We start from the raw sequence: 26,458 nt of genomic DNA, 5'->3' as shown, positions 1-26,458 counted from the left end.
GAGGAGTTCGCCCCGTGTCGGGTCAGCTCGCGGCGGCGTCGGCGCGCACCGCGGGGCGCCGGGAGGCGATGACCTTCCTCGCCAGCGCCCGCGGGCTGGTCAGGAAGCCCCAGCCCCACGACATGTGCATGGTGGCCAGCGCCACGGGGATCTGCAGCCGCGCTTTCAGCGGCAGGCCCTTGCCCGCCGGGACCGAGCCGAGCAGGATCGCCGCGAGATAACCGCCGGGCACCACGAAGCCCCACGGCGTCAGCAGGGCGCCCACCAGGATCCCGGCCCCGATCGCGCACACGGCGGTCGGCGGGGCGAGGTAGCGCAGGTTGATCGAGCCCTCGTGGAAGCGGGCGACCACGTGCCGCCAGCGGCCGTAGTCCTTGTACTGCTTGGCGAGCGCCTTCACGCTCGGCCGCGGCCGGTACGACACCTTCAGCTCGGGCGAGAACCAGACGAGGCCGCCCGCCTCACGGATGCGGAAGTTCAGCTCCCAGTCCTGGGCGCGGATGAACTCCACGTTGTAGCCGCCCTGCTGTTCCAGCGCCTCGCGCCGGAACACCCCCAGGTAGACCGTCTCGGCCGGCCCCGCCTGGCCACCGGTGTGGAAGGCGGCGTTGCCGACCCCTATCTTCGAGGTCATCGCGGCGGCGACCGCGTGCTCCCAGTCGTTCTCGCCCTCGGCGTGCATGATGCCGCCGACGTTCTGCGCGCCGGTCTCCTCCAGGAGCCGTACCGCGGTCGCGATGTAGTTCGGCGAGAGCATGCCGTGCCCGTCGACGCGGACGACGATCGGATGCCGGGAGGCGTTGATCGCCGCGTTCAGCGCCGCGGGCGTACGGCCGGTGGGGTTGGGGACGGTGTGGACACGCGCGTCTTCGGCCACGAGCTCGGCGGCGATCTCGTCCGTGCGGTCCGTGGACGGACCGAGGGCGATCACGACCTCCATCTCGCCGGCGTACTCCTGCGCGAGGATCGCTTGGACTGCTCCCCGCAGATGCCGTTCCTCGTTGAGGACGGGCATGATCACGGAAACGGCGGGGTGGCGCACGTCGGGATTGGCGTTCATAGGGGGGTCACGTTACCGCGAACGGGGGACACCGGTGCGCGCCGCCGGGGCGGTACCGCGGGCCGCAGATCGTATCGGCCTACGGTTTCACAGATCCCACGTACGGCCGTCGTCCGGAGGTGTTCCCATGCCCACGCCGCCGCGGTCCTCCCGGTCCACCGCCGGCCCTCAGCGCCGCCCGCAGCCCCCCGTCCCCCGCCGCGCTCCGCGCAGGCCCGCACCGCCCGCGCGCAAGCCGCGCTGGGCCTTGCGGGCGGCCACCACGTTGTCCGTGGTGGTCCTCGCCTCCGCCGGCATCGGGCACGCGGTGATGACCAGCCTGGATGCGGACATCGCCCGGGTCGACCCCTTCAAGGACATGAAGAACCGTCCGCAGGCGGGCCACGGCATGAACCTGCTGCTCGTCGGCACCGACGGCCGGGAGAAGATCGGCCGGGAGGAGCGCCGCACGTACCGGCTGGGCGGTGCGCCCTGCCACTGCACCGACACGATCATGATCGTGCACATCTCGGAGAACCGGGACCGGGCCAGCGTGGTGAGCCTGCCGCGCGACTCGTACGCGGTGACGCCGGCGCATGTCGACCGTACGACCGGCAAGCGGCACGACGGACACCCCCTGAAGCTGAACGCCGCGTACGCCGAGGGCGGGCCGCAGCTGACCGTGCGCACCGTCGAGGACATGACCAAGGTGAAGATCGACCACTACCTGGAGGTCGACTTCACCAGCTTCATGAAGACGGTGGACGTGGTCGGGGGCGTGCAGATCTGCACGGCCGACCCGCTGCACGACAGCTACACCGGGCTGAACCTCCCGGCCGGCCGGCACACGCTCCGGGGCGGGCAGGCGCTCCAGTTCGTGCGCGCCCGCCATGTCGACGGAGCCTCCGACCTGGGCCGCATGAAGCGGCAGCAGCGCTTCATGGCGGCGCTCGTGGAGCGGCTCACCTCGTCCGGGATCCTCCTCAACCCGCTGAAGTTCCGGGACGTGACGCGGGCGGTGCTGGGCTCGGTACGGGCCGACAAGGGCTTCGGCACGGACGAGATGCTGGACCTGGGCCGCGCCATGCGGAACTTCTCCCCCTCCTCCTCCGAGTTCACCACCGTCCCGGTCGGGCAGATGGGGTTCTTCGTGCAGGGCGTCGGCTCTACGCTGAAGTGGGACCCCGTGAAGGCGGAGCGCCTCTTCCAAGCCCTGCGCAAGGACCGGCCGCTGTCGGTGCACCGGCCGCGCGGCGCCGCCCGGGTCGTCCCGGTCGCCCCGCAGCAGATCCGCGTCCAGGTGGAGAACGGCACCCGCACGCCCGGCCTCGGCCGCAGGGTGGACGCGGCCCTGGCGGCGACGGGCTTCCGCACGACCCGCGCGCCCGTGAACGCCGCCACGCTCGACGTGAAGCGCACGGTGGTCGCCTACGACCCCGGCTGGGACCGCTCGGCCAAGTCCCTCGCGGCCGCCCTGCCGGGCAGCGAGCTGCGCGCGGTCCCGGGCCTGGGCGCGACCCTGAAGGTGATCGCGGGCCAGGACTTCGAACGCGTCCGCAAGGTGCGGGCCGAGGATCCGGGACAGGGCGAGGTCGGGGTGGTCCGGGGGGACGAGGTGGCGTGCGGTTAGGGCCTGTCGTCCTGCCCTGGAGCCTGGCGCTCGGCCCGGGAGAGTCCGGCCGTCGGACCTCGAGCCTGTCGCACCCGGGCTCGCGGACCCAAGGGCCGAACGACAGGCTCCGAGGGCGAGCGCCGGACTCGGGTCAGTCCTCGAAGCCCTCCGCCGCGCGCTTCTCGCGCAGGTCCATGATCGCTCGGCGGCGGGCCAGGCGGTGGGTGCGGCGGATCTGGGCCTCCTGGTAGCGGCGCTTGTCGCGCTCCGTCTCCGGGAGGACCGGCGGGACCCGGCGGGGCCTGCCATCGGCGTCGACGGCGGCGAAGACTAGGTAGGCGGAGCCGACCTGGGTGGCCGGGTCGGACTCGTTCCAGCGTTCGGCCAGGACCCGGACCCCGACCTCCATGGACGTCCGGCCGGTCCAGTTGACCTGCGCCTTGACGTGCACCAGGTCACCGACGCGGACCGGCTCCAGGAACACCATCTCGTCCATGGACGCGGTGACCGCCGGCCCGCCGGAGTGCCGTCCGGCCACGGCCCCCGCCGCGTCGTCGACCAGCTTCATGATCACCCCACCGTGCACGGTCCCCAGAAGGTTCGTGTCGTTGTGGGTCATGATGTGGCTGAGGGTGGTGCGGGACGCCGAAGTCGGCTTGCCCGGGATATCCGGACTGCCGGACTCCGCAGCTGGGGCCAGGTCTGTCATGGCCTCTACCTTAAGCCGAGGCTGTGCGTGGGGGTTTTGTGTCAGCTTCGCCACAGCCGTGCTCTGATTTTCCGACGACTCTTGTATGGCGCACTACGGGGACCTGCACACTGGGGCGCATGAATGACTGGCCCGAGGGATCCTCCGGTGACAACCGCGGCAACCGCTTCGGACGCGGCAGCTCGAGCGCACGGCCCGAGAGCGCCCGCGTCATGCGGCAGGTCCGCCGCGGCCCGGCGGCATCGCCCGGGCAGGCGGGACACGGCGGCGCCCCGCCGTACGGCGGCGGCGTACCGCAGCAGCCGTCCTACGTGGACGGCGGCGGCTACGGCCCCGGTGACGGCTACGACAGCGGGTACAACACCGGCCATGTCTACGGCTCCCCCGGCGGCAGAGGCCCCGGCGGCCCGGGCGACGGCGGGTACGAGCCGCGTCCCGCGCCGAACTGGCGCCGCCGTATCAAGGTGACGGCCATCACGCTGGTGACGCTGCTGGTCGTGACGAGCGTCGGCACGTACTTCTGGGCCGACTCCAAGCTCAACCGCGAGGTCGACCTGTCGAAGGTCATCGACCGGCCGGAGGCGGGCGAGGGCACGAACTACCTGATCGTCGGTTCCGACAGCCGCAAGGGCATGTCGGCCGAGGAGAAGAAGAAGCTGCACACCGGGTCCGCCGAGGGCAAGCGCACCGACTCGATGATGATCCTGCACACCGGCGACGGCGCCCCGACGCTGGTCTCGCTGCCCCGCGACTCGAACGTCACCATCCCGTCGTTCAAGGGCTCCGACTCCGGCAAGCTCTACCCGGCCACGGGCCGCCAGACCAAGCTGAACGCGGCCTACGCCGAGGACGGCCCGGAGCTGCTGGTCCGCACGGTGGAGGCCAACACGGGCCTGCACATCGACCACTACGTGGAGATCGGCTTCGCCGGCTTCGCGAACATCGTGGACGCGGTCGGCGGCGTCGAGATGGACATCCCGCAGGACATCAAGGACACCAAGTCCGGCGCGGACCTCAAGAAGGGCAAGCAGACGCTGAACGGCGAGCAGGCCCTCGCCTTCGTCCGCACCCGCTACGCGCTCGCCGGCTCCGACCTGGACCGTACGAAGAACCAGCAGAAGTTCCTCTCGGCCCTGGCCAACCAGGTCGCCACCCCGGGCACGGTCCTGAACCCCTTCAAGCTGTACCCGACCATGAGCGCCGGTCTCGACACCCTCGTGGTCGACAAGGACATGGGCCTGTTCGACCTGGCGGACATGTTCTGGGCGATGAAGGGTGTCAGCGGCGGCGAGGGCAGGTCGATGAACATGCCGATCGCCGGCAACACCCCCAACGGCAACCTCCAGTGGAACACCGCGAAGGTGAAGACGCTGGTGAACGAGCTGAAGAACGACGAGACGGTCACCGTCTCCGGCAACTGAGCGGGCAGGCGAGGCGAAGGGGGCACCCGGGTGGGTGCCCCCTTCGCCGTGAGGCGGTTCTCACATCGAGGCGCCCGACATCGAGCGGCACGACTCGGCGCAGCGGCGACAGGCCTCGGCGCAGCGCATCATCTGCGCGTCCTCCGGCATGGACATACACGCCTCGGCGCACATGTCACAGGCCCGGGCGCACATCGCGCACATCTCGGCCATGAGCGGCGAGCGGCGCATCATCATGTCGGCGCACATGCGCGTCATCTCGGCGCAGTCCATGACCGCGCGCATGATCTGCATCTGGGCCGGGCCGCCCATCTGAAGGCAGGAGCTCATGGTCTCCTCGCACACGCTGTGGCAGGTCATGCAGGTCTGGACGCAGTCCTGCATCTCCTTGCTCAGCGGGGTGGTGGTGGCGGGCTGCTGGGTCATGACGTCCTCCCAGGGGATGGCGGGAGCCGCGGATCGGCGCCCGCACCTCTCGTCCTACGCCTGCGGCCCCATGAGCACCACAGGGCGGACCCTCCCGCGTGTGTGAAGCACGACTCAGCGGGCTCTGCGTGAAAGCGCCGACAGCGGCAAAAAGGGGTTGCAGGCGCGCCGGGGCCCGGCGCGGCAGGGCGGGGCGGCGCAACCGTGCAGGGGGGAGACCCACACATGACACAGCAGACGTACGACGAACCGCGGGCGCAGGAGCCGGAGGGCGAGCGGGAGGCGAGAGGACCGGAGGCGAGAGGGCCAAAGGATCAGAAACTGCGGTTGCGCAGACGGCTGGAGCGGTTGATCGGCATCGCCGCGACCGAGGGCAACGAGCTGGTGCCGCTGCGCAACGGCGACGAGATCTTCCCGGCGATGCTGGCCGCCATCCGGGCCGCCGAGCACACCGTCGACATGATGACGTTCGTGTACTGGCGCGGCGAGGTCGCCCACGAGTTCGCCGCGGCCCTGGCCGAGCGGGCCCGGGCGGGTGTCCGGGTGCGGCTGCTGCTGGACGGCTTCGGGGCCAAGGAGATAGAGCCGGACCTGCTGGACGCCATGGACGAGGCGGGCGTCCAGGTGGCCTGGTTCCGCAGGCCCACGCGCCTGTCACCGATGCGGCAGAACCACCGCTGCCACCGCAAGGTGCTGGTCACCGACGAGCACACGGCCTTCACCGGTGGCGTGGGCATCGCCGAGGAGTGGTGCGGCGACGCGCGCAACCCCGGCGAGTGGCGGGACACCCACGTCCGGGTCCGCGGGCCCGCCGTGGACGGCATCGCCGCGGCCTTCGCCCAGAACTGGGCCGAGTGTCACGACGACCTCTACGACCAGCACGACCGCTTCACCACCCAGGAGCAGCCGGGACAGGCCACGGTCCAGGTCGTACGGGGCTCGGCCTCCTTCGGCTGGCAGGACATGCAGACGATCCTGCGGGTCCTGATCACCTCGGCGCAGGAGCACCTGCGGCTGGCCACGGCCTACTTCGCTCCCGACGCCTACTTCGTCGACCTCCTGGCCGCGGCGGCCCGTCGCGGGGTCAGGGTCGAGATCCTGCTCCCCGGACCGCACACCGACCAGCGGGCGTGCCTGCTGGCCGGGCGGCAGCACTACCGGACGCTCGTCGACGCCGGTGTGGACGTGCGGGAGTACCAGCCGACGATGCTCCACACGAAGATCATGACGGTGGACGGGGTCTGCTCCCTCATCGGCTCCACGAACTTCAACCGCCGCTCCATGGAGCACGACGAGGAGGTCGTCCTGGCCGTCCTCGACGAGGACTTCACCGCGCGGCTCGACGCCGACTTCGAGGCCGACAGGAAGCGGAGCGAGCCGATCGACCTGGCCCGCTGGAAGCGGCGGCCCTTCACCGAGCGTCTGGCCGAGGCAGCGGTGACCCCGATCCGCCGCTTCCTGTGAGAACGCCGGGGGCCGGAACGTCCGGCCCCCGGAGGCGGGCTACGGCAGGTTGCGCGCCATGACGATGCGCTGGACCTGGTTCGTGCCTTCGTAGATCTGGGTGATCTTGGCGTCGCGCATCATGCGCTCCACCGGGTAGTCGCGCGTGTAGCCGTAGCCGCCGAGGAGCTGGACGGCGTCCGTGGTGACCTCCATCGCCACGTCCGAGGCGAAGCACTTGGCGGCGGCGCCGAGGTAGGTGAGGTCGGCGTCGACGCGCTGGGAGGCGGCGGCGGCCTGGTAGGTCAGGGCGCGGGCGGCCGAGATCTTCATGGCCATGTCGGCGAGCATGAACTGGATGCCCTGGAAGTCGGCGATCGCCTTGCCGAACTGCTTGCGCTCCTGGACGTAGCCCTTGGCGTAGTCGAGGGCGCCCTGGGCGATGCCGAGGGCCTGGGCGGCGATGGTGATGCGGGTGTGGTCGAGGGTCTTCATCGCCGTGGCGAAGCCGGTGCCCTCCTCGCCGATCATGCGGTCGGCGGGGATGCGGACGTTGTCGAGGTAGACCTCGCGGGTCGGGGAGCCCTTGATGCCGAGCTTCTTCTCCGGCGCGCCGAAGGAGACGCCCTCGTCCGACTTCTCGACGACGAAGGCCGAGATGCCCTTGGAGCGCTTGGCCGGGTCGGTGACGGCCATCACCGTGTAGTACTCGGACTCGCCGGCGTTGGTGATCCAGCGCTTCACGCCGTTGAGGATCCAGTGGTCGCCGTCGCGGACGGCCTTGGTCTTCATGCCGGCGGCGTCGGAACCGGCGTCCGGCTCGGACAGGCAGTAGGAGAACATGCCCTCGCCCTTGGCGAGCGGGGTCATGTACTTCTTCTTCAGGTCCTCGGAGCCGGAGAGGATCACCGGCAGGGAGCCCAGCTTGTTCACGGCCGGGATGAGGGAGGAGGAGGCGCACACGCGGGCGACCTCCTCGATCACTATGACGGTGGCCAGCGCGTCCGCGCCGGAGCCCCCGTACTCCTCGGGTACGTGCACGGCGTGCAGGTCGTTCGCGACCAGGGCCTTCAGGGCCTCGCGGGGGAAGCGGGCCTCCTCGTCCACCGCGGCGGCGTGCGGCGCGATCTTCGCCTCGGCCAGCGAGCGGACGGCGTCACGGAGCATGTCGTGCTCCTCGGACGGGCGGTACAGGTCGAAGTCAGCCGATCCGGCCAAGGTCTCTCACGCTCCAAAACGCTGCGATGCTGAAGCTAACTACCGTTAAGTAATCAAAAGTTTATGGGGTCGCCCACCCCAGTGATACGTGAGCTAGGCGACAGCGGAGAAGTTGCCCATGAGGGCGCGCCGCCATGCCCCGGATATGCTCGGGCGCGCACCGCATGCCGTAGACCCCTGGAGCACCCCATGGCCCTGAAGATCACCGTGATCGGCACCGGTTATCTCGGCGCGACACATGCGGCGGCCATGGCCGAACTGGGCTTCGAGGTTCTCGCCCTGGACGTCGTGCGCGAGAAGATCGAGAAGCTGGAGCGGGCCGAGGCCCCGATGTACGAGCCGGGCCTGGAGGAGCTGCTGCGCAAGCACGTGGCCGGCATCGAGGGCTCCAGCGGCCGGCTGCGCTTCACCCAGGACTGGGCCGAGGTCGGCGCGTTCGGCGATGTGCACTTCGTCTGTGTGAACACCCCGCAGCGGCACGGCGAGTACGCCTGCGACATGAGCTACGTCGACTCCGCGTTCGCCTCCCTCGCCCCGCATCTGCACGGTCCGGCGCTGGTCGTCGGCAAGTCGACCGTGCCGGTGGGCTCCGCGGACCGCCTCGCGGCCTACCTGGCCGCGCACGCGCCCGCCGGTGAGGACGCGGAGCTGGCGTGGAACCCGGAGTTCCTGCGCGAGGGCTTCGCCGTGGACGACACGCTGCACCCCGACCGTCTCGTGGTGGGCGTGCGCAGCGAGCGGGCCGAGAAGCTGCTGCGGGAGGTGTACGCGACGCCGATCGCCGAGGGTTCGCCGTTCGTGGTGACGGACTTCCCGACCTCGGAGCTGGTGAAGACCTCCGCGAACTCCTTCCTCGCCACCAAGATCTCGTTCATCAACGCGATGGCGGAGGTGTGCGAGGCCGCGGGCGGTGACGTGGCCAAGCTCGCGGAGGCCATCGGGTACGACGACCGGATCGGCAGGAAGTTCCTGCGGGCCGGGATCGGCTTCGGCGGTGGCTGTCTGCCGAAGGACATCCGGGCGTTCATGGCGCGCGCCGGTGAGCTGGGCGCGGACCAGGCGCTGACGTTCCTGCGGGAGATCGACTCGATCAACATGCGCCAGCGCGGGCAGATGGTGGAGCTGGCCCGGCAGGCGCTGGGCGGCGGGCCGTTCCTGGGCAAGCGGGTGGCGGTGCTGGGCGCGACCTTCAAGCCCGACTCGGACGACGTGCGGGACTCCCCCGCGCTCAACGTGGCCGGGCAGATCCACCTCCAGGGCGGCCAGGTCACGGTCTACGACCCGAAGGGCATGGACAACGCCCGCAGTGTGTTCCCGACCCTCGGCTACGCCGACTCGGCGCTGGACGCGGTGCGCGGCGCCGACATCGTGCTGCATCTGACGGAGTGGCGGGAGTTCCGGGAGCTGGACGCCGAGGCCCTGGGCGAGGTCGCGGCGGTCCGGGTCATCCTGGACGGGCGCAACGCCCTGGACCCGGAGCTGTGGCGCAAGGCCGGCTGGACGTACCGGGCGATGGGGCGGCCCAGGGCCTGAGCGCGTTGATACAGGCGATGGGGCGTCCCAGGGCCTGAGCGCGTAAGGCGTGATACAGGCGATGGGGCGTCCCAGGGCCTGAGCGCGTAAGGCGTCCACACAGGCGACGCCGGTTCGGCCGAGGCTCAGTCGGCCGAACCGGCGTCTTCGTGCATTCTGCCCCACCCGGACGTGCGGCGGGGCGGCCGGCGGGCTTCTGGGCGGAGCGGGCCGGGCGTGGCGACGCCGCGGAGCTCCGCCGGAGGCTTCTACGCCCCCTTGGCCCGGTAGCGGCGCATCTTCGCGCGGGCCCCGCAGACCTGCATGGAGCACCAGCGGCCACGTCCGGCCGGGCTGCGGTCGTAGTAGGCCCAGTGGCAGTCGGCTGCCTCGCAGGCCTTGAGGCGGGTCCAGGTGCCGGCGACCAGGGCCTCGGCGACGGCGGCGGCCACGCGTGCGTACAGGGAGCGGTCGTCGGCGGGTGCCAGGGCGGCCGAGCCGTCCGCCGCGTCGACGGTGACGAGGAGCGGGGCTTCGGCCAGGAGCGCGCCGAGCGGGGCGACCTCGCGGTGCGGCGGGTGGCCGGCGTGGGCGAGCAGGGTCGCGCGCAGGGACTCGCGCAGGGTGCGGGCCCGGTCGGTCTCGTCCGCGGTGATGCCGAGGCGCTCCCGGCCCTCGGGCGTGTCCAGCGCGTCGGCGCCGGACTCGATGTCCAGCGTGTTCACCAGGGCCTCGACCAGGGTCAGGCCGCCGGGCGCGGGCGATCTCTCCGTCATGGCTGGACCGTACCTCTCGCGAATTCCCTTGCGAGGTTACCGCCAATGGGGGAGCATGCAGTAACGGTTACTGGTTACCCGCTTCTGCGGGTAACGCCGACTTCGAGGAGGAAGTCATGGCTCTCGCCAAGCTGGGTGTCGTGGTCCTGGACTGTCCCGACCCGCACGCGCTGGCCGGTTTCTACGCCGAGGTGCTCGGGGGCACGCCGACGGTGGAGACCGACGGGGACGACGTGTGGGTCGACCTGAAGGTGCCGGGCGGCACACCGCTGGCCTTCCAGGCCGCTCCCGGACACGTACCGCCGCAGTGGCCGTCGTCCGACGGCTCGCAGCAGTTCCACCTCGACCTGGTGGTGGACGACCTGGACGAGGCCGAGAAGGGCGTGCTGGCCCTCGGCGCGAAGGCGCTGGACGCCGAGGACCGCAAGCGGTCCTTCCGGGTTTACGCCGATCCGGCCGGGCACCCGTTCTGCCTCTGCGCCTGCTGACCCCTGGAGGCCCCATGTCCGCCGTGGCACGTTTCCGTTCCGTGGTCCTCGACTGCCCCGACCCCCACGCGCTGGCCCGCTTCTACGCGCAGGTCGTCGGCGGTACGCCGGAGCGGGAGGACGACGACCCCGGCTGGGTGGTGCTGCGCGTCCCCGGTGGGCCCCGGCTCGCCTTCCAGCGCTCCCCGGGTTACACCGCGCCGGAGTGGCCGCGGGCCGACCGCAACGCCCAGCAGTTCCACCTGGACTTCGACGGCGGGGCCACCTGGGACGAGATCGACGCGGCCGAGGAGCGGGTGCTGGCGCTGGGCGCGCGGGTGCTGGACAAGGAGGACGACGGGAAGAAGGACTTCCGCGTCTACGCCGACCCGGTGGGACACCCGTTCTGCCTGTGCCGGATCGAGCACGACTAGGGCCTGACGGCTTCGGGCCGTACAGCGCGACTGATCCGGGCAGCGCGCCCGGTCTGCGAGCCCGCTACCCGTCCAGCTCCGAGATCGTCGCCGTCGACGGCTCCCGGCGTTGCTGGGCGGCGCGGGCCGTGAAGTCGGCGCCGCGCAGGACGCGCTGGACGTTGCCCCAGGTCAGCTGGGCCACATCGGCCTCCTCCCAGCCGCGCCGCAGCAGCTCGGCGACCAGTCGTGGATAGCAGGAGGTGTCGGCGAGCTCCTGCGGGTGGGCCGCCCCGGAGTCGTAGGTGCCGGACAGTCCGACGCAGTGAGCTCCGGCCACGTCCCGGATGTGGTCGAGGTGGTCGGCGACGTCGCGGACGGTGGGGCCCGCCTGCTCGGCGGTCAGCGGCACCAGGCACAGCCCCTTGGCCGCCCCCAGCTCCGCCAGCAGGTCGTCGGGGAGGTTGGCGGGGTGGGGGCGCAGGCTCCGGGCCGCCGAGCGGCTGCACAGAACAGGGGCCCGGGAGAGGCTCAGGGCCCGGCGCAGGGTCTGCGCGGAGGCGCCCGAGAGGTCCGCGATCACGCCGAGGCGGTTCATCTCGCGCACGACCTCCTCCCCGAACCGGGTCAGCCCCGCGTCACTCGCCCAGGACACCCCGGTCAGGGTGAGGACACGCAGGCCGAGCAGGTGCAGCTGGCGCAGGATGCCGAGCGAATCGCCCAGGGCCGCGGCACCGGCGGGGCCGAGCAGCACGGCGACGCGGCCGCAGTTGCGGGCGTCCGCGACCTGCCCGGCCGTGCAGGCCGGCCGCAGACCCTCCTCGCAGGTCCGCACGATGGTCTTCGCCAGGTCCAGGTGCTCCAGGGTGGCGCCGACGGCCCGGTCGCCGTCGAGGCCCTCGGGCAGGTGCAACGACCAGAACAGGGCGCCCACATGGCCGCTGCGCAGCCGGGGCACGTCCGTGTCGACGGTGCTCTCGCCGTCCTGAAGGTCGTACCAGGACAGGCGCTTGAGCGCCCAGGGCAGTCCGTTGTAGCCGTCGGCGACGGGGTGGGCGGCGAGGATGGCGCGGGCCCGGGTCATGGGCGCGTCGTCCGGGTCGGAGACCGGCTCGTAGGGCTCCGACGTGACAAGGCCCTCGTCGGGGTACGGCTCGGCCAGCTCGTCGAACTCGCCGGCGGCCGATGCGGCGGTGCGCAGGTCGTCCTGGAGATCTGCCATGGCGGCTCCGTACGGTCGTTCGTGAGGTACGGTCACCGTCGCACGGAGCGGGATGTGGTTCCTGGTGGGCGGGGCGTTCGGAGTACGGTGCCGGCCTCGCGCGCGGATGCCCTCAGGACAGCCGGGCGGCCTCGATCACCTCGTCCAGGGTGTCCCGCGAGCGGACGAGATCGGCGATCATCCGGTCGATGCGGGCCCGCTCGGCGGTGAGGTCGCCCACGAGCTCCGGGGTGGCGACGGCGGAGGGGCCGCCGTCGGTGTCCCGCATGCAGGGCAGCAACTGGACGATCTTCTCGCTGCCCAGTCCCGCCGCGAACAGCTCCTGGATCCGGATGACCCGGTCCACGGCCGCCTCCGGGTACTCCCGGTGCCCGCCCGGGGTGCGCTCGGCGAACAGCATCCCCCGCTTCTCGTAGTAGCGCAGCGACCGCTCGCTCACGCCGGTGCGCCGGGCCAGTTCACCGATCCGCACGTGCCACCCCCGGACTTGAATCTGACATGAGTGTCAGGTTCTAGCGTACCGGCATGACGTACTCGACAGCGCTCTTCGAACCGGCTCGGCTGCCCGGGCTGGACCTGCCCAGCCGTCTGGTGATGGCTCCGCTGACCAGGAACCGGGCCGAGGCCGACGGCACCGCGACCCCGCTCATGGCCACGTACTACGCCCAGCGGGCCTCGGCCGGGCTGATCATCGCCGAGGCCTCGACGCCGAATGCGGCCGGTCAGACGTACCCGAACATCACGGCCATCCACAGCCCGGCGCACGTGGCCGGCTGGCGGCGGGTCACCGATGCAGTGCGGGACGCGGGCGGGCGGATGTTCCTGCAGCTCCAGCACGGCGGCCGGGTCGGCCACCCCGCGACCAGCGGACTCACGCCGCTGGCGCCCTCGCCCGTCCCACTGCCCGAGACGATCCACACGCCACAGGGGCGCCTGCCGTCCGTCGTCCCCCGGGAGATGACCGCCGAGGACATCCGCACCACCGTCGCCGACTTCGCGAAGGCCGCGCGCAACGCCCTGGACGCCGGGTTCGAGGGGGTGGAGGTGCACTCCGCCAACGGCCATCTGCCGCACCAGTTCCTCGCCCGCAACACCAACCTCCGCACCGACGGCTACGGCGGCTCCGTCGCCGCCCGGATCCGGTTCACCGCCGAGGTGAGCGAGGCGGTGGCCGCCGAGATCGGTGCGGAGCGGACGGGGCTGCGGGTCTCCCCCGGCAACACCGTCAACGGCATCGCGGAGGGCGAGACCGACGAGCTCTACCCGGCGCTCGCCGAGCGGCTCGGCGGGCTGGGGCTCGCCTATCTGCACCTGGTGCACGCCGACCCGGACACGGCGGTGTTCCGGAACGTACGCACCGCCTGGCCGGGCGTGCTGATCGGCAATCCGGTACTGAAGGAGGTCTCCACGCAGGAGGTGCACCGGGCTTCCGGGGCGCTGCTGGCCGCCGGGGCCGACCTGATCGCGCTGGGCCGCCCCTTCCTCGCCAACCCCGACCTGGTGACGCGGCTGCGGACGGGCGCACCGCTGAACGCGATGCGCGAGGGCTCCTTCATGTACGTGGGCGGGGCGACCGGCTACACCGACTACCCCGCCCTCGACGCTCAGCCGGCGGGCGCGTCCAGCGACTCGATCGTGGCGTTGGACGGCGACCGCGTCGCCTGAAGACCCCGGGCGACGTCCTCCGCGGCGTCCAGGACCCGGACCGCGTTCTTCCAGGTCACCTTGGCCAGATCGGCCTTGGACCAGCCGCGGTCGAGCAGTTCCGCGAGGAGGTTCGGGTAGCCGGAGACGTCGGCGAGGCCGTCGGGGGTGAAGGCCGTGCCGTCGTAGTCGCCGCCGATGCCGAGGTGGTCGATGCCGGCGGCCTCGCGCATGTGGTCCAGGTGGTCGGCCACCGTCGACACCGTCGCGACCGGCCGCGGGTGCCGCTCCTCGAAGGCGCGGTGGACCTTCATGGCCTCCGCGGTGGTGTCGAGGTGGTGGAAGCCGTGGGCGCGCATGTTCTCGTCGGCCGCGGCCGTCCAGTCCACGGCCGCCTGGAGCACGAACTTCGGCACGAACGTCACCATCGCGATGCCGCCGTTGGCGGGCAGCCGCTCCAGGACGTCGTCCGGGATGTTGCGCGGGTGGTCGCACACCGCCCGTGAGGACGAGTGGGAGAAGATCACCGGGGCCGAGCTCGCGTCGAGCGCGTCCCGCATGGTCGTCGCCGCCACGTGGGACAGGTCGACGAGCATCCCGAGCCGGTTCATCTCCCGCACGACCTCACGGCCGAACGCGGTCAGGCCACCGGCCTTCGGCTCGTCGGTCGCGGAGTCCGCCCAGTCGACGTTGTCGTTGTGGGTGAGCGTGAGGTAGCGCACACCGAGCCCGTACAGGCCGCGCAGGGTGCCCAGGGAGTTGGCGATGGAGTGCCCGCCCTCCGCGCCCATGAGGGAGGCGATACGGCCCTCCCCGCGCGCGGCCTCCATGTCGGCGGCGGTGAGCGCGGGGCGCAGGTCCTCGGGGTGGCGGGTCAGCAGCTGCCGTACGCAGTCGATCTGTTCGAGGGTGGCGGCGACCGGGTCGGGCGCGTCCGTGCGGACGTACACCGACCAGTACTGGGCGCCGACCCCGCCCGCGCGCAGCCGGGGGATGTCGGTGTGCAGATGGGCGCTCTGGTCGGCGGCGATGTCGCGGGCGTCGAGGTCGTAGCGGACCTGCTCGCGCAGCGCCCAGGGCAGGTCGTTGTGGCCGTCGACGACCGGGAACTCGGCGAGGAGTTCCCGGGCTGCCTCCTGGGAGGTCATCGTCGTCACTTCCCCGCGCCGAAGCCGAAGCCGCCCGCGCCCTCGACCTTGGAGCGCAGGCGCTTGCCCTTCTCGGTGGCCTGGTCGTTCAGCTCCTGCTGGAACTCGCGCATGCGGGTGCGCAGGTCCTCGTCGTGCGCGGCGAGGATGCGGGCCGCCAGCAGACCGGCGTTGCGGGCACCGGCGACGGACACCGTGGCGACCGGGACACCGGCCGGCATCTGCACGATGGACAGCAGGCTGTCCATGCCGTCGAGGTACTTCAGCGGCACGGGCACGCCGATGACCGGCAGCGGGGTCACGGAGGCGAGCATGCCGGGCAGGTGGGCGGCGCCGCCCGCCCCGGCGATGATCACCTTGAGCCCGCGGGCGTCGGCCTGCTCGCCGTAGGCGACCATCTCGCGCGGCATGCGATGCGCGGAGACGACGTCGACCTCGTAGGCGATCTCGAACTCGTCGAGGGCCTTGGCGGCGGCCTCCATGACGGGCCAGTCGGAGTCCGACCCCATGACGATGCCAACAACAGGGCTCATTCGGTGATGGTGCCTCTCAGGTAGCCGGCTGCGTGACGGGCGCGCTCCAGCACGTCGTCCAGGTCGTCGCCGTAGGTGTTGACGTGTCCGACCTTGCGGCCGGGCTTCACGTCCTTGCCGTACATGTGGATCTTGAGCTGGGGGTCGCGGGCCATGCAGTGCAGGTACGCGGAGTACATGTCCGGGTAGTCGCCGCCGAGGACGTTGACCATGACCGTCCACGGGGCGCGCGGGCGCGGATCGCCGAGCGGGAGGTCCAGGACGGCCCGCACATGGTTGGCGAACTGGCTGGTGACGGCACCGTCCATCGACCAGTGACCGGAGTTGTGCGGGCGCATCGCGAGCTCGTTGACGAGGAGGCGTCCGTCGCGGGTCTGGAACAGCTCGACCGCGAGGTGGCCGACGACGCCGAGCTCCTTGGCGATGTTCAGCGCCATCTCGGAGGCCTCCAGGGCGAGGGCCTCGTCGAGGTCGGGCGCCGGGGCGATGACCGTGTCGCAGACGCCGCCCACCTGGCGGGACTCCACGACCGGGTAGGCGACGGCCTGGCCGTGCGGGGAGCGCACGACGTTGGCGGCGAGCTCGCGCAGGAAGTCGACCTTCTCCTCGGCGAGCACGGGGACCCCGGCCTTGAAGGGGTCTGCGGCCTCCTCGACCGAGTCGACGACCCATACGCCCTTGCCGTCGTAGCCGCCGCGGACGGTCTTGAGGACGACCGGGAATCCGTCGCCCTCGGCCGCGAAGGCGGCCACGTCCTGCGGATCGGAGACGATCCTGTGTCTGGGGCAGGGGACGCCGATCGCGTCGAGCTTCGCGCGCATCACCCCCTTGTCCTGGGCGTGCACGAGCGCGTCGGGGCCGGGGCGGACGGGGATGCCGTCCGCCTCCAGGGCCCTGAGGTGCTCGGTGGGTACGTGTTCGTGATCGAAGGTGATCACATCGCACCCCCGGGCGAACTCGCGCAGCGTGTCGAGGTCGCGATAGTCGCCGATGACGACATCGCTCACGACCTGCGCAGCGGAGTCCTGCGGGGTGTCACTGAGGAGCTTGAACCTGATGCCCAGCGGGATGCCCGCCTCGTGTGTCATACGAGCGAGCTGGCCACCGCCGACCATGCCGACTACCGGGAACGTCACGCCCCCAGGGTATCGGCCGCGCCAGGGTGGCCGGTTTCCTGTCCCTCCCCGGCCCCGCCCGGACCGTCTCCGGCCGCCCACCGGCATCCGCAGGAAGATCGCGCGGGAGGGTGGTTAGCATGGCTGGGTTGACGCCGACGAACGGACGGGGGCCTGTACGACCATGGGACATGGTGCCTCCCGGCTCCGACGGATCGTCCGCGAAGTCGCCAAGTTCGGCGCGGTGGGCGGTGCGGGGGTGCTGGTCAACCTCCTCGTCTTCAACCTGGTGCGGCACACCACCGACCTCCAGGTGGTCCGCGCGAGCGTGATCGCGACCGTCGTCGCGATCGTCTTCAACTACGTCGGCTTCCGCTACTTCACGTACCGCGACCGCGACAAGAGCCGCCGCACGCGTGAGATGACTCTCTTCCTGCTGTTCAGCGCGATCGGCCTGGTCATCGAGAACGGCGTCCTGTACGCGGCCACGTACGGCTTCGGCTGGAACACCCCGCTCCAGAACAACGTCTTCAAGTTCCTGGGCATCGGCATCGCGACCCTGTTCCGCTTCTGGTCCTACCGCTCCTGGGTCTTCCGCGCGCTGCCCGCCAGGGAGGCGGCACCGGCGTCGGCCCGGTCCGGGCCCGCCGACCCCGAGAAGACGAAGCAGCAGGTGCCGTAGCCCTTCGGAGCCCACGGCCCTAGCGGACCATCGGCTCCTCGGCGTCGTCCGCGAGCTTCTGCAGCGGGGTACGGGACAGGAACAGGCCGAAGACCGGCGGTTTGGTCTGGAGCATCTCCAGGCGGCCGCCGTCGGCCTCTGCCAGGTCGCGGGCGACCGCCAGGCCGATGCCCGTGGAGTTGCGGCCGCTGATCGCCCGTTCGAAGATGCGGGCGCCGAGATCGGCGGGGATGCCCGGGCCCTCGTCCGTGACCTCGATGACCGCCTGGTTGCCGGTGACGCGGGTGCGCAGGGCCACCGTGCCGCCGCCGTGCATGAGGGAGTTCTCGATCAGCGCGGCCAGGACCTGCGCGACCGCGCCGGGCGTGCCCACCGCGCGCAGATGCCGTTTGCCGGAGCTGACGATCGCCCGCCCCGCGCTGCGGTACGCCGGCCGCCACTCCGCGAGCTGCTGCTGGATGACCTCGTCGAGGTCGAAGGAGACGGCGGAGCCGGTGCGCGGATCGCGGGAGTTCGTCAGCAGCCGCTCCACGACGTCCGTGAGCCGCTCGACCTGCGTCAGCGCGATCGTCGCCTCCTCCTTCACCGTGTCCGGGTCGTCGGTGAGGGTGATCTCCTCCAGCCGCATCGACAGCGCCGTGAGGGGCGTGCGCAGCTGGTGGGAGGCGTCCGCGGCCAGCCGGCGTTCGGCGGTCAGCATGCGGGCGATGCGCTCGGCGGAGCCGTCCAGCACGTCCGCCACCCGGTCCAGCTCGGGCACCCCGTACCGCTTGTGCCGGGGCCGCGGATCGCCCGAGCCGAGCCGCTCGGCCGTCTCCGCGAGGTCGGTCAGCGGCGACGCCAGCCGGTTCGCCTGGCGGACGGCCAGCAGCACCGCGGCCACCACCGCCAGCAGCGCGACCAGCGCGATGATCAGCAGCGTCCGGCCGACCTCACGGGTCACCGAGGAGCGCGGTTCCTGGACGGTGACCGTCTCGCCCTCCTCGCCGGGCGCGGTCGCGGTGATGACGTCACCGTCCGGCCTGCTCCCGACCTCGATGGGCGACTCGCCGGGGATGCGGATCACCGCGTAGTAGCGGTTCTGGGTGACCTGCTCGCGCAGCACCTCCGCGTCGACCTGCTGCGCCCCGAAGAGCCTGCTGTCGACGATGCTGGCCAGCCGGACCGCCTCGGAGTCCACCCGCTCCTGGGCGCTGTTGCTGATCGTCCGGGTCTCGACGATGACGAGGGAGACGCCGAAGACGGCGATCACGACGAGCACCACGGCGAGCGTGGACTGGATCAATCGGCGACGCATGTCCTGTTACCCGAGCCCGCCTCGCGGCTCAGCTCTTCTCGAAACGGAAACCCACACCGCGCACGGTGGCGATGTAGCGGGGGTTGGCCGCGTCGTCGCCGAGCTTCTTGCGCAGCCAGGAGATGTGCATGTCGAGGGTCTTGGTCGACGACCACCAGGTCGTGTCCCAGACCTCCCGCATCAGCTGGTCGCGGGTGACGACCCGGCCCGCGTCGCGCACCAGGACCCGCAGCAGGTCGAACTCCTTGGCGGTGAGCTGGAGCTCCTCCTCGCCCATCCAGGCGCGGTGCGACTCGACGTCGATGCGCACGCCGTGCGTGGCGGGCGGCTGCTGCGGCTCGGAGACACCGCGACGGAGCAGGGCCCGCACCCGGGCGAGCAGCTCGGCGAGCCGGAAGGGCTTGGTGACGTAGTCGTCGGCGCCCGCGTCGAGCCCGACGACGGTGTCCACCTCGTCGGCCCGCGCGGTCAGGATGAGGATCGGGATGGCGTGGCCTTCGCCCCGCAGGCGACGGGCCACCTCCAGGCCGTCCATGCCGGGCAGACCGAGGTCGAGCACGACCAGATCGACGCCACCCTGCAGTCCGGCGTCGAGAGCGGTGGGTCCGTCCTCACGGACCTCGACCTCGTAGCCCTCCCGGCGCAGAGCACGGGCCAGCGGCTCCGAGATGGACGCATCGTCCTCGGCGAGCAGTACACGGGTCATGAGGTGATGGTAGACCTGCAACGCCCTGAGCTGGGGTGTGACCAGAACCCTTGATTCTTACCGTCGGCACGCGCGGCTCTTACGTGCCTGAGGTACGCGTAAGAACCTCGGCCCATGGGGTGCGATCCTGGTAAGGACCTTGGAAACGGTCGTGTGGTTCCCCCGACACCTGTGATCCGTGTCTCAAGTCCTTCCATATGGGGCGGTGTCCTGCCGTATGGTGAATCAACGCCTGTAGCACCATGGCGACCTTCAGAGGCCGTTTGCCCTGAGGGTCTCTTTTGTGTGCGGGCCGGTTTCCGCCGGCCCCCAACGTGAAACGACCTGTGGCCGGGCCTCGCAGTGCGGCGACGCGCGTAGAGGCGTGGATCCCGGTGGCGACCGCCCGCCGCTTCGTGACCCGGAGCGGACCCCCCGAAGGCGTCGGGTGGACGGCCGTACCCACCGGTGCCGGCATACCCCCACCGGGCGCACCACCGCTGCTGCGGGGCGCGTCCCGAGCAGCAAGGAACGACCATGGCGTCCAGCCTGACGAAGGACTCGGCCCGACCGGGCACCCCCGGTTCCGAGAAGACCTTCTTCGGCCACCCCCGCGGACTGGCCACTTTGTTCATGACCGAGATGTGGGAGCGGTTCAGCTTCTACGGCATGCGGGCCCTGCTCGTCGTCTACCTGCTCTCCGGCGGTCCGGACGCCAAGAAGGGCAGCATGGGCGGCGGTCTGGGCATGGACCTCGCCACGACGACGGCGATCTACTCGGTGTACCTGTCGATGGTGTACCTGCTCGCCATGCCGGGCGGCTGGCTCGGCGACCGCGTCTGGGGTCCGCGCAAGACGGTGGCGATCGCGGCCGTCACGATCATGGCCGGCCACCTGGTGCTGGCCCTGCCCGGCGGCCAGGCGCCCTTCTTCGCCGGTCTGGGCCTGGTCGCGCTCGGCTCCGGCCTGCTGAAGGCCAACATCTCCACGATGGTCGGCCACCTCTACGACGGCCCGGACGACCCGCGCCGTGACGGCGGCTTCACGATCTTCTACATGGGCATCAACATGGGTGCCTTCTTCGCGCCGCTGATCATCGGCACCGTCGGCCAGCAGGTCAGCTGGCACCTCGGCTTCGGCCTGGCCGCGGTCGGCATGGGCATCGGCCTCATCGCCTTCCTCCTCGGCACCCGCAACCTCAGCCCGCAGAGCAACGTCGTGCCCAAGCCGCTGGCGGCCGAGGAGCGCGCGTCGTGGCTGCGCAAGGGCCTGCTGTGGCTGATCGTCGCGACCGTCTTCTACGGCGCCGTCGCGTTCACCGGCCACTTCACCCTGAACTGGGCGATGATCCCGCTGACGGTCATCGGCCTGGTCATCCCGGCCGGCGTGCTGATCCGGATCAAGCGGGACAAGGAACTCAGCACGGTCGAGCAGTCGAAGATGACCGGCTACATCTGGTTCTTCGTCGCGGCCGCCGCGTTCTGGATGATCTACGACCAGGGCGGATCCACGGTTCAGGCGTTCGGCGAGACGAAGGCTTCCGGCTCGCTGCTCGGCTTCGACTTCCCGTCCTCCTGGTACCAGTCGCTGAACCCGGTGTTCATCATGGCGCTGGCCCCGGTCTTCGCCTGGTTCTGGCTGTGGCTGAACCGCAAGGGCAAGGAGCCGAGCACCGTCGCCAAGTTCGCCGCGGCGCTGTTCTTCATCGGTGTCTCGTTCTTCTTCTTCCTGCTGCCGCTGGGCATGGCCGGCGGCGACACGCTGGTCAGCCCGATGTGGCTGGTGGGCATCTACCTGATCCAGACCGTGGGTGAGCTGTGCCTCTCGCCGGTCGGCCTGTCCGTGACGACGAAGATGGCCCCGGCGAAGTACGCCAGCCAGATGATGGGCGTCTGGTTCCTCGCGGTCACGGCGGGTGACTCGGTGACGGGTCTGCTCTCCAACCCGGCCGTCGGCGGCGTGGACCTGAGCGGCACCGGTGCGGTCGCCGCGGAGGCGGTGCTCGCGGTGCTCGCCGGTCTCGCGGTGTACATGTACCGCAGGCAGGTCAAGTCCCTGATGGGCGACGTTCACTGATCGCCGCCGTCCGTCATCGGGAGAAGGGCCGTCACACCCCGGGTGTGACGGCCCTTCCTCATGTCCCGGTCCCCCTCGGCGGGTCGCCGTCCGGGGCGAACCAGGGCGTGGCGGAGGCCCGGCGGGGGGCCGGTAGCGGCAGACGGCGGGCCGGTGGGGCCGCGTGGCCCGGGCGGCGGGGCCGTGCGTGGTCGATCACGGCCAGTCCGCCGCGCACCAGCGCCGCCGGTACGACCAGGAGGACGAGGACCCAGAACAGGGTCACGCCCCAGGGGCGGTCCACGCCCCAGGGGTGTTCGGCGAGCACCTTGCCGCCGTACTTCAGCGACACGGTGTAGTCGCCGTGCGCCCCGGCGCCGAGTTCCACGGGCAGCTCTATGCGGGCCTTGTCGCCGGGCCGGATCGTGCCGCGCCAGCGCTGGTCCTGCCAGTGGGGGGCGTATACGCCGTGCGAGGTGCCGACCTGGAAGACCGGGTTCTTCACGGGGGACGTGCCGACGTTGCCGACCGTGACCACGAGGGTCCGGGCGGGCGGGGAACCGAACCAGGTGAGCAGGCCGCCGGAGCCGCGCAGCCGGGTGTCCGCGAGCAGGGACAGCCGTCCGCCGGCCGCTTCAGCGGGCAGCGGCTCGACCGTGTGCCCGGCGACCTGGAGGGCCGCGTCGGCCTCGGCCGCGGCTCCCGTCACGGTCGCCACGTGCACCACGCAGGGGCACGGCACGGGTGGCTCCACGACGGGCAGTTCGCGGCGGAAGCGCCCGTCGGCTCCGGTGGTGACGGCCCGGCCGTCGGTGTTGGCACAGGAGTTGGTGCCGCCGGTCACGCCCCGCCGCGGCTCGGCCTGCCCGCACACGAGCAGCGTCAGCAGGGCACGCGGCCGCCAGCCGCTGCCGCTGACCGTGACCGAACCGCCCGTGCCCGCCCGGGACTTGGACAGCTCCACGGTGGGCCGGTCCACCGCCCCGACGGACCCGGCACCCGCCAGGACCAGCAGCAGCGCCAGCAGCACCGGCAGTGACACATACGGAAGACGGACGGTGAACGGCATCGGCGGCTCCAGCGGTCGTACGGTGCCGGCGTAGGGGCCGCACCGAGCGGCATGCGGCCCTGCACTCGGCGGTGCGCCGGCCGGGAACGGCATCGGCGGCTCCCGCGGTCGTACGGTGCCGGCGTAGGGGCCGCACCGAGCGGCATGCGGCCCTGCACTCGGCGGTGCACCGGCCGGGAACGGCATCGGCGGCTCCAGCGGTCGTACGGTGCCGGCGTGGGGGCCGCACCGAGCGGCATGCGGTCCGGCCCTCGGCGGTACACCGGCCGGGAACGGCATCGGCGGCTCCAGCGGTCGTACGGTGCCGGCGTAGGGGCCGCACCGAGCGGCATGCGGCCCTGCGCTCGGCGGTGCACCGGCCGGGAACGGCATCGGCGGCCCCAGCGGTCGTACGGTGCCGGCGTAGGGGCCGCACCGAGCGGCATGCGGCCCTGCACTCGGCGGTGCACCGGCCGGGAGGGGCGCACGGTGGCGGTCGGCCCGTGCTTTTGGAGCGGTGCGCCCGCCAGGGGGCTCCCGTCAACGGCCCGCCCGTGCCCCCTGGTGGCGGCGTGTCAACCACAGGGCACCTGCCGCGCCGGCGAGCAGGACCGTGCCGCCGAGGGTGCCGAGGGCGACCGCCGAGTCCTCGGGCCCGGTCTGCGGCAGCCCGGCGCCGGTGTCGGGGCCGGAGCCGCCTCCCTGGGCGGAGCCGGTCGTGCCACCGCCCCCCGCGGCCTCGACGTCGAGGGTGAGGGACGGGCCAGGGTCGTTCGTCGGGGTGCAGGTGGTCGTCGTACCGAGCGCCTTGATGGTGAGCACACCAGCCGTGAAGGTGATCTCGCCGCTCTTCTTCGACCTGTACGTGCCGCTCAGGTCGCTGATCTTGATGGGTGTGTTGGCCGGGATCGCGGCGTCGTTGGCGGGGCCGGTCACCGACAGGGTGCCGCTGTCCGCACCGCCCAGGGCGATGGTGGCGCTCGGCGTCATCGCGCCCTTGCCCAGTTCGACCGGGCTGGAGGAGACGCCCTTCTGCCAGGACATGGTGATCCGGTAGCCGTTGCCGCTCTTGACGCCCTTGATGTCGATGGGAGAGACGGCACTCTTGTCGCCGATCGGCGTCTTGCACTGGTAGTTGACGTCGACGACCTCGGCCCGGGCGACGGGGGCGGCCATCCACACCGCCGAGCCGGCCAGGGCCGCGGCGGACGCGAGCGCGGCGGTTCGTTTCCGGTACGACACGGTGCCGCTCCCCTTCCTGTTCCTGACGGAGTATCAGATAGGGCCGTCAAGGTACGCCCGGGGCCTTGAGGAAGGAAGACACAGCGCCCGCCGGATCTGTGGGGATCCGGCGTGCGGCGAGTGACGTACGAGGGGATGCGCGGCGGGGATCCCGTGCGGGATGGCCGCCCGTTCGGACGCACCTCAGGGCGCCCCACCGGGGCCTGATATCAACACGAAAACCCGCTAACGGACAGAAATGCCCGCGATCGCACAGGCCCGCCCCCGGCGGTCGGTCGGCTACGCGCCGGGGCCGAACGCGCACTCCCCGCGATCAGGCCGGTGCGCCCAGTTCCGCCCACACCGTCTTGCCGGAGACTCCCGGCGTGCGGACGACACCCCAGTCGAGGCACAGGCGCTGGACGATGAACATGCCATGACCGCCCGGGCGACCCGCGCGGTGCGGGGTACGGGGTGCGGGCTGGCCGGTGCCCCGGTCGGCGATCTCGACGCGGATCACCTTGTTGTCACAGGAGATCCGCAAGTGGTCCGGCCCCTCGGCATGCAGGCAGGCGTTGGTCACCAGCTCGGAGACGACCAGCAGCACATCCTCGGCGGCGGCCCGCTGGTCGGCGGAGGCGGCGGGCAGCCAGCCCCACGCGTACAGCGCCTGGCGGGTGAAGTCGCGGGCCAGCGGAACGACGCCGCTCTCGTCGTCGAAGCTCAGCCGACGCACCTGTGGACCCCCCGGCGGCGCCGCGGCCCCGGACGGCGCTCCCGCGCCCTCGCCGGACGCACCGGTCGCCGCTACGCCACCCTCGGACGCCCCGGAAGCGCCGCTGGGCTCCGGCCCGCGGTCGCCCGGCGGGTAAGGCCGGGTGGTGCTCATCAGCGCTTCACCTCACCGATTCACCAGTTCACGATTCAAAAACTTCACTGCACAGCCAGTCACGACCCGGTCAGTCACGCAGTGCGTGGCACGTCGGCTTCGCGGCGCCGCCGCCGTCCGGGTTCCCAACAGGTTCAGGATGTCTCCTGCCCGGGGGGACGGGCTGAACACCCATGTATTCCGCACGAAAGACGTGACAGGGCTGGGACACCGGTCACAGAGGGGTCGCCGAGGCACCGCGCGCCGACGCACCGCCGGTCAGCCCGACTCGTCGGCCAGGGCCGCCTCGAGCGAGTCATGGACACTGAAGACCGCGTCCGCACCCGTGATCTCGAACACCCGCGCCACCACCGGCTGCATGCCGGCGAGCGAGACGCCACCACCGGCGGCCTCCGCCTTCAGCCGTGCCCCGAGGAGCACGTTGAGCCCCGTGGAGTCACAGAACTCCAGGCGTGCGCAATCGATGACCAGGCGCTTGAATCCCTTGGCGAGGCAGTCGTCGAGTGGCTCACGCAACAGATCGGCGGTGTGGTGATCCAACTCACCCGCCGGGGTCACGACGGCACTAGAGCCCTCTTCCCGCACCTCCACCAGAAGCCGGCCAGACTGTGCGCTGCCGACCGTCCCGCGGTCCATGCCGTCTCTCTCTCCCGACGTCGAGGTGGTTGCTGACGCCCTCGAACACTACGCCTTCCCCGCACGGTCCGACACCCGAACAACTACACACAAACGGACATATGACCACAGAACGCACTTGCGGTGGGCTCAGGAAAGCGGGTAGGCCTAGTAAGGACACGTACCCGACACGGCCGGCTTTGGAGGCGCCGCACACCGCAGTGCACCTAACGGCTCCGGCAGCCATATGCCGAGAACGATGGAGGACATCATGTCACCCCGGCTCGACGGATCGCGTACCCACAAAGCGACGTCGACACCCCCTCCGGACCATCTGGATCCCATCGAGCAGGCCGAGATGCTCGTCACACAGGACGGCCTCCTCGCCGGACTTCCGGACATCCCCCCGTACGGGGAAGTCGACGCGGTCGACGCCCGGGCGCTGTCCAAGACCCTCTTCCGGCGTCTGGAGACGCTGGAGGAAGGGACCCACGAGTACTCGTACGTCCGCAACACTCTCGTCGAACTGAACCTCGCGCTGGTCAAGTTCGCCGCCTCCCGGTTCCGCTCCCGCAGCGAGCCGATGGAGGACATCATCCAGGTCGGCACCATCGGCCTGATCAAGGCGATCGACCGCTTCGAGCTGTCCCGCGGTGTGGAGTTCCCCACGTTCGCGATGCCGACCATCGTCGGCGAGATCAAGCGCTTCTTCCGCGACACCTCGTGGTCCGTGCGCGTTCCGCGGCGGCTGCAGGAGCTGCGGCTCGACCTGGCCAAGGCCGGTGACGAGCTGGCCCAGAAGCTGGACCGCGCCCCGACGGTGACCGAGCTCGCCGAGCGCCTCGGCCTCTCCAACGACGAGGTCGTCGAGGGCATGGCCGCGTCGAACGCCTACACCGCCTCCTCGCTGGACGCCCAGCCGGAGGAGGACGACTCCGAGGGCGCGCTCGCGGACCGCATCGGCTACGAGGACCACGGACTCGAAGGCATCGAGTACGTCGAGTCGTTGAAGCCGCTGATAGCCGAACTCCCGCCGCGCGACCGGAAGATCCTGTCCCTGCGGTTCGTCGCGGGCATGACCCAGTCGGAGATCGGCGAAGAGCTCGGCATCTCGCAGATGCACGTCTCGCGTCTGCTGTCGCGGACGCTGGTGAAGCTGCGCAAGGGGCTGACCGTCGAGGAGTGATCCTCGACCCTGGTGTACGTGTCCCTCGGGGGCGGGCCGGACGGCCCGCCCCCGGGCGCGTGCCACCGGTGGCCGGCGGCGG

General features: G+C 71.3%; 26 protein-coding genes. 10 read left to right on the top strand and 16 right to left on the bottom strand.

Annotated features, from left to right (window positions below; all coding sequences use genetic code 11):
• Positions 1–22 precede the first annotated feature (22 nt).
• The gene (locus FDO69_RS14860; RefSeq protein WP_104780265.1) at positions 23–1,060 is read right to left on the bottom strand and encodes a glycosyltransferase family 2 protein; all 1,038 of its coding nucleotides are present in this window, start codon (positions 1,058–1,060) and stop codon (positions 23–25) included.
• Positions 1,061–1,187: 127 nt separating this feature from the next.
• On the opposite strand from FDO69_RS14860, the gene FDO69_RS14855 reads away from it, so the two are divergent.
• The gene (locus FDO69_RS14855) at positions 1,188–2,669 is read left to right on the top strand and encodes an LCP family protein (RefSeq protein ID WP_104780264.1); all 1,482 of its coding nucleotides are present in this window, start codon (positions 1,188–1,190) and stop codon (positions 2,667–2,669) included.
• A 133-nt stretch (positions 2,670–2,802) separates the two neighbouring features.
• Here FDO69_RS14855 and FDO69_RS14850 read toward each other — a convergent pair whose 3' ends face one another.
• Positions 2,803–3,360 (bottom strand): acyl-CoA thioesterase, encoded by a 558-nt coding sequence (locus tag FDO69_RS14850; RefSeq protein WP_104780263.1) that lies wholly within the window; start codon positions 3,358–3,360, stop codon positions 2,803–2,805.
• A gap of 119 nt (positions 3,361–3,479) precedes the next feature.
• Between FDO69_RS14850 and FDO69_RS14845 the strand changes: the two genes are divergently transcribed.
• The gene (locus FDO69_RS14845) at positions 3,480–4,781 is read left to right on the top strand and encodes an LCP family protein (RefSeq protein ID WP_104780262.1); all 1,302 of its coding nucleotides are present in this window, start codon (positions 3,480–3,482) and stop codon (positions 4,779–4,781) included.
• Between the two features lie 60 nt (positions 4,782–4,841).
• Here FDO69_RS14845 and FDO69_RS14840 read toward each other — a convergent pair whose 3' ends face one another.
• Positions 4,842–5,207, bottom strand: coding sequence for a four-helix bundle copper-binding protein (locus FDO69_RS14840; RefSeq protein ID WP_104780261.1), 366 nt, complete (start codon positions 5,205–5,207; stop codon positions 4,842–4,844).
• Positions 5,208–5,432: 225 nt separating this feature from the next.
• Here FDO69_RS14840 and FDO69_RS14835 point away from each other — a divergent pair, with 225 nt between their 5' ends.
• Positions 5,433–6,671 carry a phospholipase D-like domain-containing protein gene (locus FDO69_RS14835; protein ID WP_104780260.1) on the top strand — a complete coding sequence of 413 codons (1,239 nt, stop codon included), beginning with the start codon at positions 5,433–5,435 and terminating at the stop codon, positions 6,669–6,671.
• A gap of 39 nt (positions 6,672–6,710) precedes the next feature.
• On the opposite strand, the gene FDO69_RS14830 is transcribed toward FDO69_RS14835, so the two are convergent.
• Complete coding sequence (locus FDO69_RS14830; protein ID WP_104780259.1) at positions 6,711–7,868, bottom strand: acyl-CoA dehydrogenase family protein; 1,158 nt, start codon at positions 7,866–7,868, stop codon at positions 6,711–6,713.
• A 189-nt stretch (positions 7,869–8,057) separates the two neighbouring features.
• On the opposite strand from FDO69_RS14830, the gene FDO69_RS14825 reads away from it, so the two are divergent.
• Positions 8,058–9,401 carry a UDP-glucose dehydrogenase family protein gene (locus FDO69_RS14825; RefSeq protein ID WP_104780258.1) on the top strand — a complete coding sequence of 448 codons (1,344 nt, stop codon included), beginning with the start codon at positions 8,058–8,060 and terminating at the stop codon, positions 9,399–9,401.
• A gap of 248 nt (positions 9,402–9,649) precedes the next feature.
• Here FDO69_RS14825 and FDO69_RS14820 read toward each other — a convergent pair whose 3' ends face one another.
• Positions 9,650–10,156, bottom strand: a complete 507-nt coding sequence (locus FDO69_RS14820; protein ID WP_104780257.1) for a CGNR zinc finger domain-containing protein — start codon at positions 10,154–10,156, stop codon at positions 9,650–9,652.
• A gap of 116 nt (positions 10,157–10,272) precedes the next feature.
• Between FDO69_RS14820 and FDO69_RS14815 the strand changes: the two genes are divergently transcribed.
• Positions 10,273–10,644, top strand: coding sequence for a VOC family protein (locus FDO69_RS14815; RefSeq protein ID WP_104780256.1), 372 nt, complete (start codon positions 10,273–10,275; stop codon positions 10,642–10,644).
• Positions 10,645–10,658: 14 nt separating this feature from the next.
• Entirely contained in the window at positions 10,659–11,057 is a 399-nt protein-coding gene (locus FDO69_RS14810) for a VOC family protein (RefSeq protein WP_104780255.1), read from the top strand.
• A gap of 64 nt (positions 11,058–11,121) precedes the next feature.
• Here FDO69_RS14810 and FDO69_RS14805 read toward each other — a convergent pair whose 3' ends face one another.
• Positions 11,122–12,258 carry a dipeptidase gene (locus FDO69_RS14805; protein WP_104780254.1) on the bottom strand — a complete coding sequence of 379 codons (1,137 nt, stop codon included), beginning with the start codon at positions 12,256–12,258 and terminating at the stop codon, positions 11,122–11,124.
• Between the two features lie 112 nt (positions 12,259–12,370).
• Entirely contained in the window at positions 12,371–12,730 is a 360-nt protein-coding gene (locus FDO69_RS14800; protein WP_104780253.1) for a MerR family transcriptional regulator, read from the bottom strand.
• A 53-nt stretch (positions 12,731–12,783) separates the two neighbouring features.
• Here FDO69_RS14800 and FDO69_RS14795 point away from each other — a divergent pair, with 53 nt between their 5' ends.
• Positions 12,784–13,923 (top strand): alkene reductase, encoded by a 1,140-nt coding sequence (locus FDO69_RS14795; protein ID WP_104780252.1) that lies wholly within the window; start codon positions 12,784–12,786, stop codon positions 13,921–13,923.
• Here the strand turns inward: FDO69_RS14795 and FDO69_RS14790 are convergent.
• The 3 genes from FDO69_RS14790 to FDO69_RS14780 are packed head-to-tail and all read right to left on the bottom strand — an operon-like array spanning position 13,863 to position 16,719.
• Positions 13,863–15,050, bottom strand: a complete 1,188-nt coding sequence (locus FDO69_RS14790; RefSeq protein ID WP_104780251.1) for a dipeptidase — start codon at positions 15,048–15,050, stop codon at positions 13,863–13,865. The two genes, FDO69_RS14795 and FDO69_RS14790, sit on opposite strands and share 61 nt — an antisense overlap.
• 5 nt (positions 15,051–15,055) lie before the next feature.
• On the bottom strand, positions 15,056–15,583 hold the full coding sequence (gene purE, locus FDO69_RS14785) for a 5-(carboxyamino)imidazole ribonucleotide mutase (protein ID WP_170320882.1): 528 nt from the start codon (positions 15,581–15,583) through the stop codon (positions 15,056–15,058).
• Positions 15,580–16,719, bottom strand: a complete 1,140-nt coding sequence (locus FDO69_RS14780) for a 5-(carboxyamino)imidazole ribonucleotide synthase (RefSeq protein WP_104780249.1) — start codon at positions 16,717–16,719, stop codon at positions 15,580–15,582. The genes purE and FDO69_RS14780 overlap by 4 nt, the downstream gene beginning before the upstream one ends.
• 163 nt (positions 16,720–16,882) lie before the next feature.
• Between FDO69_RS14780 and FDO69_RS14775 the strand changes: the two genes are divergently transcribed.
• Positions 16,883–17,380 (top strand): GtrA family protein, encoded by a 498-nt coding sequence (locus FDO69_RS14775; protein WP_104780248.1) that lies wholly within the window; start codon positions 16,883–16,885, stop codon positions 17,378–17,380.
• A 19-nt stretch (positions 17,381–17,399) separates the two neighbouring features.
• Here the strand turns inward: FDO69_RS14775 and FDO69_RS14770 are convergent, their stop codons facing one another.
• Both FDO69_RS14770 and FDO69_RS14765 read right to left on the bottom strand, forming a co-directional pair.
• Entirely contained in the window at positions 17,400–18,677 is a 1,278-nt protein-coding gene (locus FDO69_RS14770; protein ID WP_104780247.1) for an ATP-binding protein, read from the bottom strand.
• Between the two features lie 28 nt (positions 18,678–18,705).
• The gene (locus FDO69_RS14765; protein ID WP_053675697.1) at positions 18,706–19,383 is read right to left on the bottom strand and encodes a response regulator transcription factor; all 678 of its coding nucleotides are present in this window, start codon (positions 19,381–19,383) and stop codon (positions 18,706–18,708) included.
• 516 nt (positions 19,384–19,899) lie between these two features.
• On the opposite strand from FDO69_RS14765, the gene FDO69_RS14760 reads away from it, so the two are divergent.
• Positions 19,900–21,438: a peptide MFS transporter gene (locus tag FDO69_RS14760; protein ID WP_104780246.1), complete on the top strand. Its 1,539-nt coding sequence runs from the start codon at positions 19,900–19,902 to the stop codon at positions 21,436–21,438.
• A gap of 58 nt (positions 21,439–21,496) precedes the next feature.
• Here the strand turns inward: FDO69_RS14760 and FDO69_RS14755 are convergent, their stop codons facing one another.
• The 4 genes from FDO69_RS14755 to FDO69_RS14740 form a co-directional block, all read right to left on the bottom strand.
• The gene (locus FDO69_RS14755; RefSeq protein ID WP_104780245.1) at positions 21,497–22,486 is read right to left on the bottom strand and encodes a hypothetical protein; all 990 of its coding nucleotides are present in this window, start codon (positions 22,484–22,486) and stop codon (positions 21,497–21,499) included.
• A 519-nt stretch (positions 22,487–23,005) separates the two neighbouring features.
• Positions 23,006–23,707, bottom strand: a complete 702-nt coding sequence (locus FDO69_RS14750) for an LPXTG cell wall anchor domain-containing protein (protein ID WP_104780244.1) — start codon at positions 23,705–23,707, stop codon at positions 23,006–23,008.
• A 313-nt stretch (positions 23,708–24,020) separates the two neighbouring features.
• The gene (locus tag FDO69_RS14745; RefSeq protein WP_104780243.1) at positions 24,021–24,575 is read right to left on the bottom strand and encodes an ATP-binding protein; all 555 of its coding nucleotides are present in this window, start codon (positions 24,573–24,575) and stop codon (positions 24,021–24,023) included.
• Positions 24,576–24,833: 258 nt separating this feature from the next.
• On the bottom strand, positions 24,834–25,211 hold the full coding sequence (locus FDO69_RS14740; RefSeq protein WP_030844747.1) for an STAS domain-containing protein: 378 nt from the start codon (positions 25,209–25,211) through the stop codon (positions 24,834–24,836).
• 250 nt (positions 25,212–25,461) lie between these two features.
• On the opposite strand from FDO69_RS14740, the gene FDO69_RS14735 reads away from it, so the two are divergent.
• Complete coding sequence (locus FDO69_RS14735; protein ID WP_104780312.1) at positions 25,462–26,376, top strand: RNA polymerase sigma factor SigF; 915 nt, start codon at positions 25,462–25,464, stop codon at positions 26,374–26,376.
• Positions 26,377–26,458 lie beyond the last annotated feature (82 nt).

The organism is Streptomyces tibetensis, assembly GCF_007655005.1.
Lineage (GTDB): Bacteria > Actinomycetota > Actinomycetes > Streptomycetales > Streptomycetaceae > Streptomyces > Streptomyces tibetensis.
This window is presented reverse-complemented; position numbering and strand designations above follow the sequence as displayed.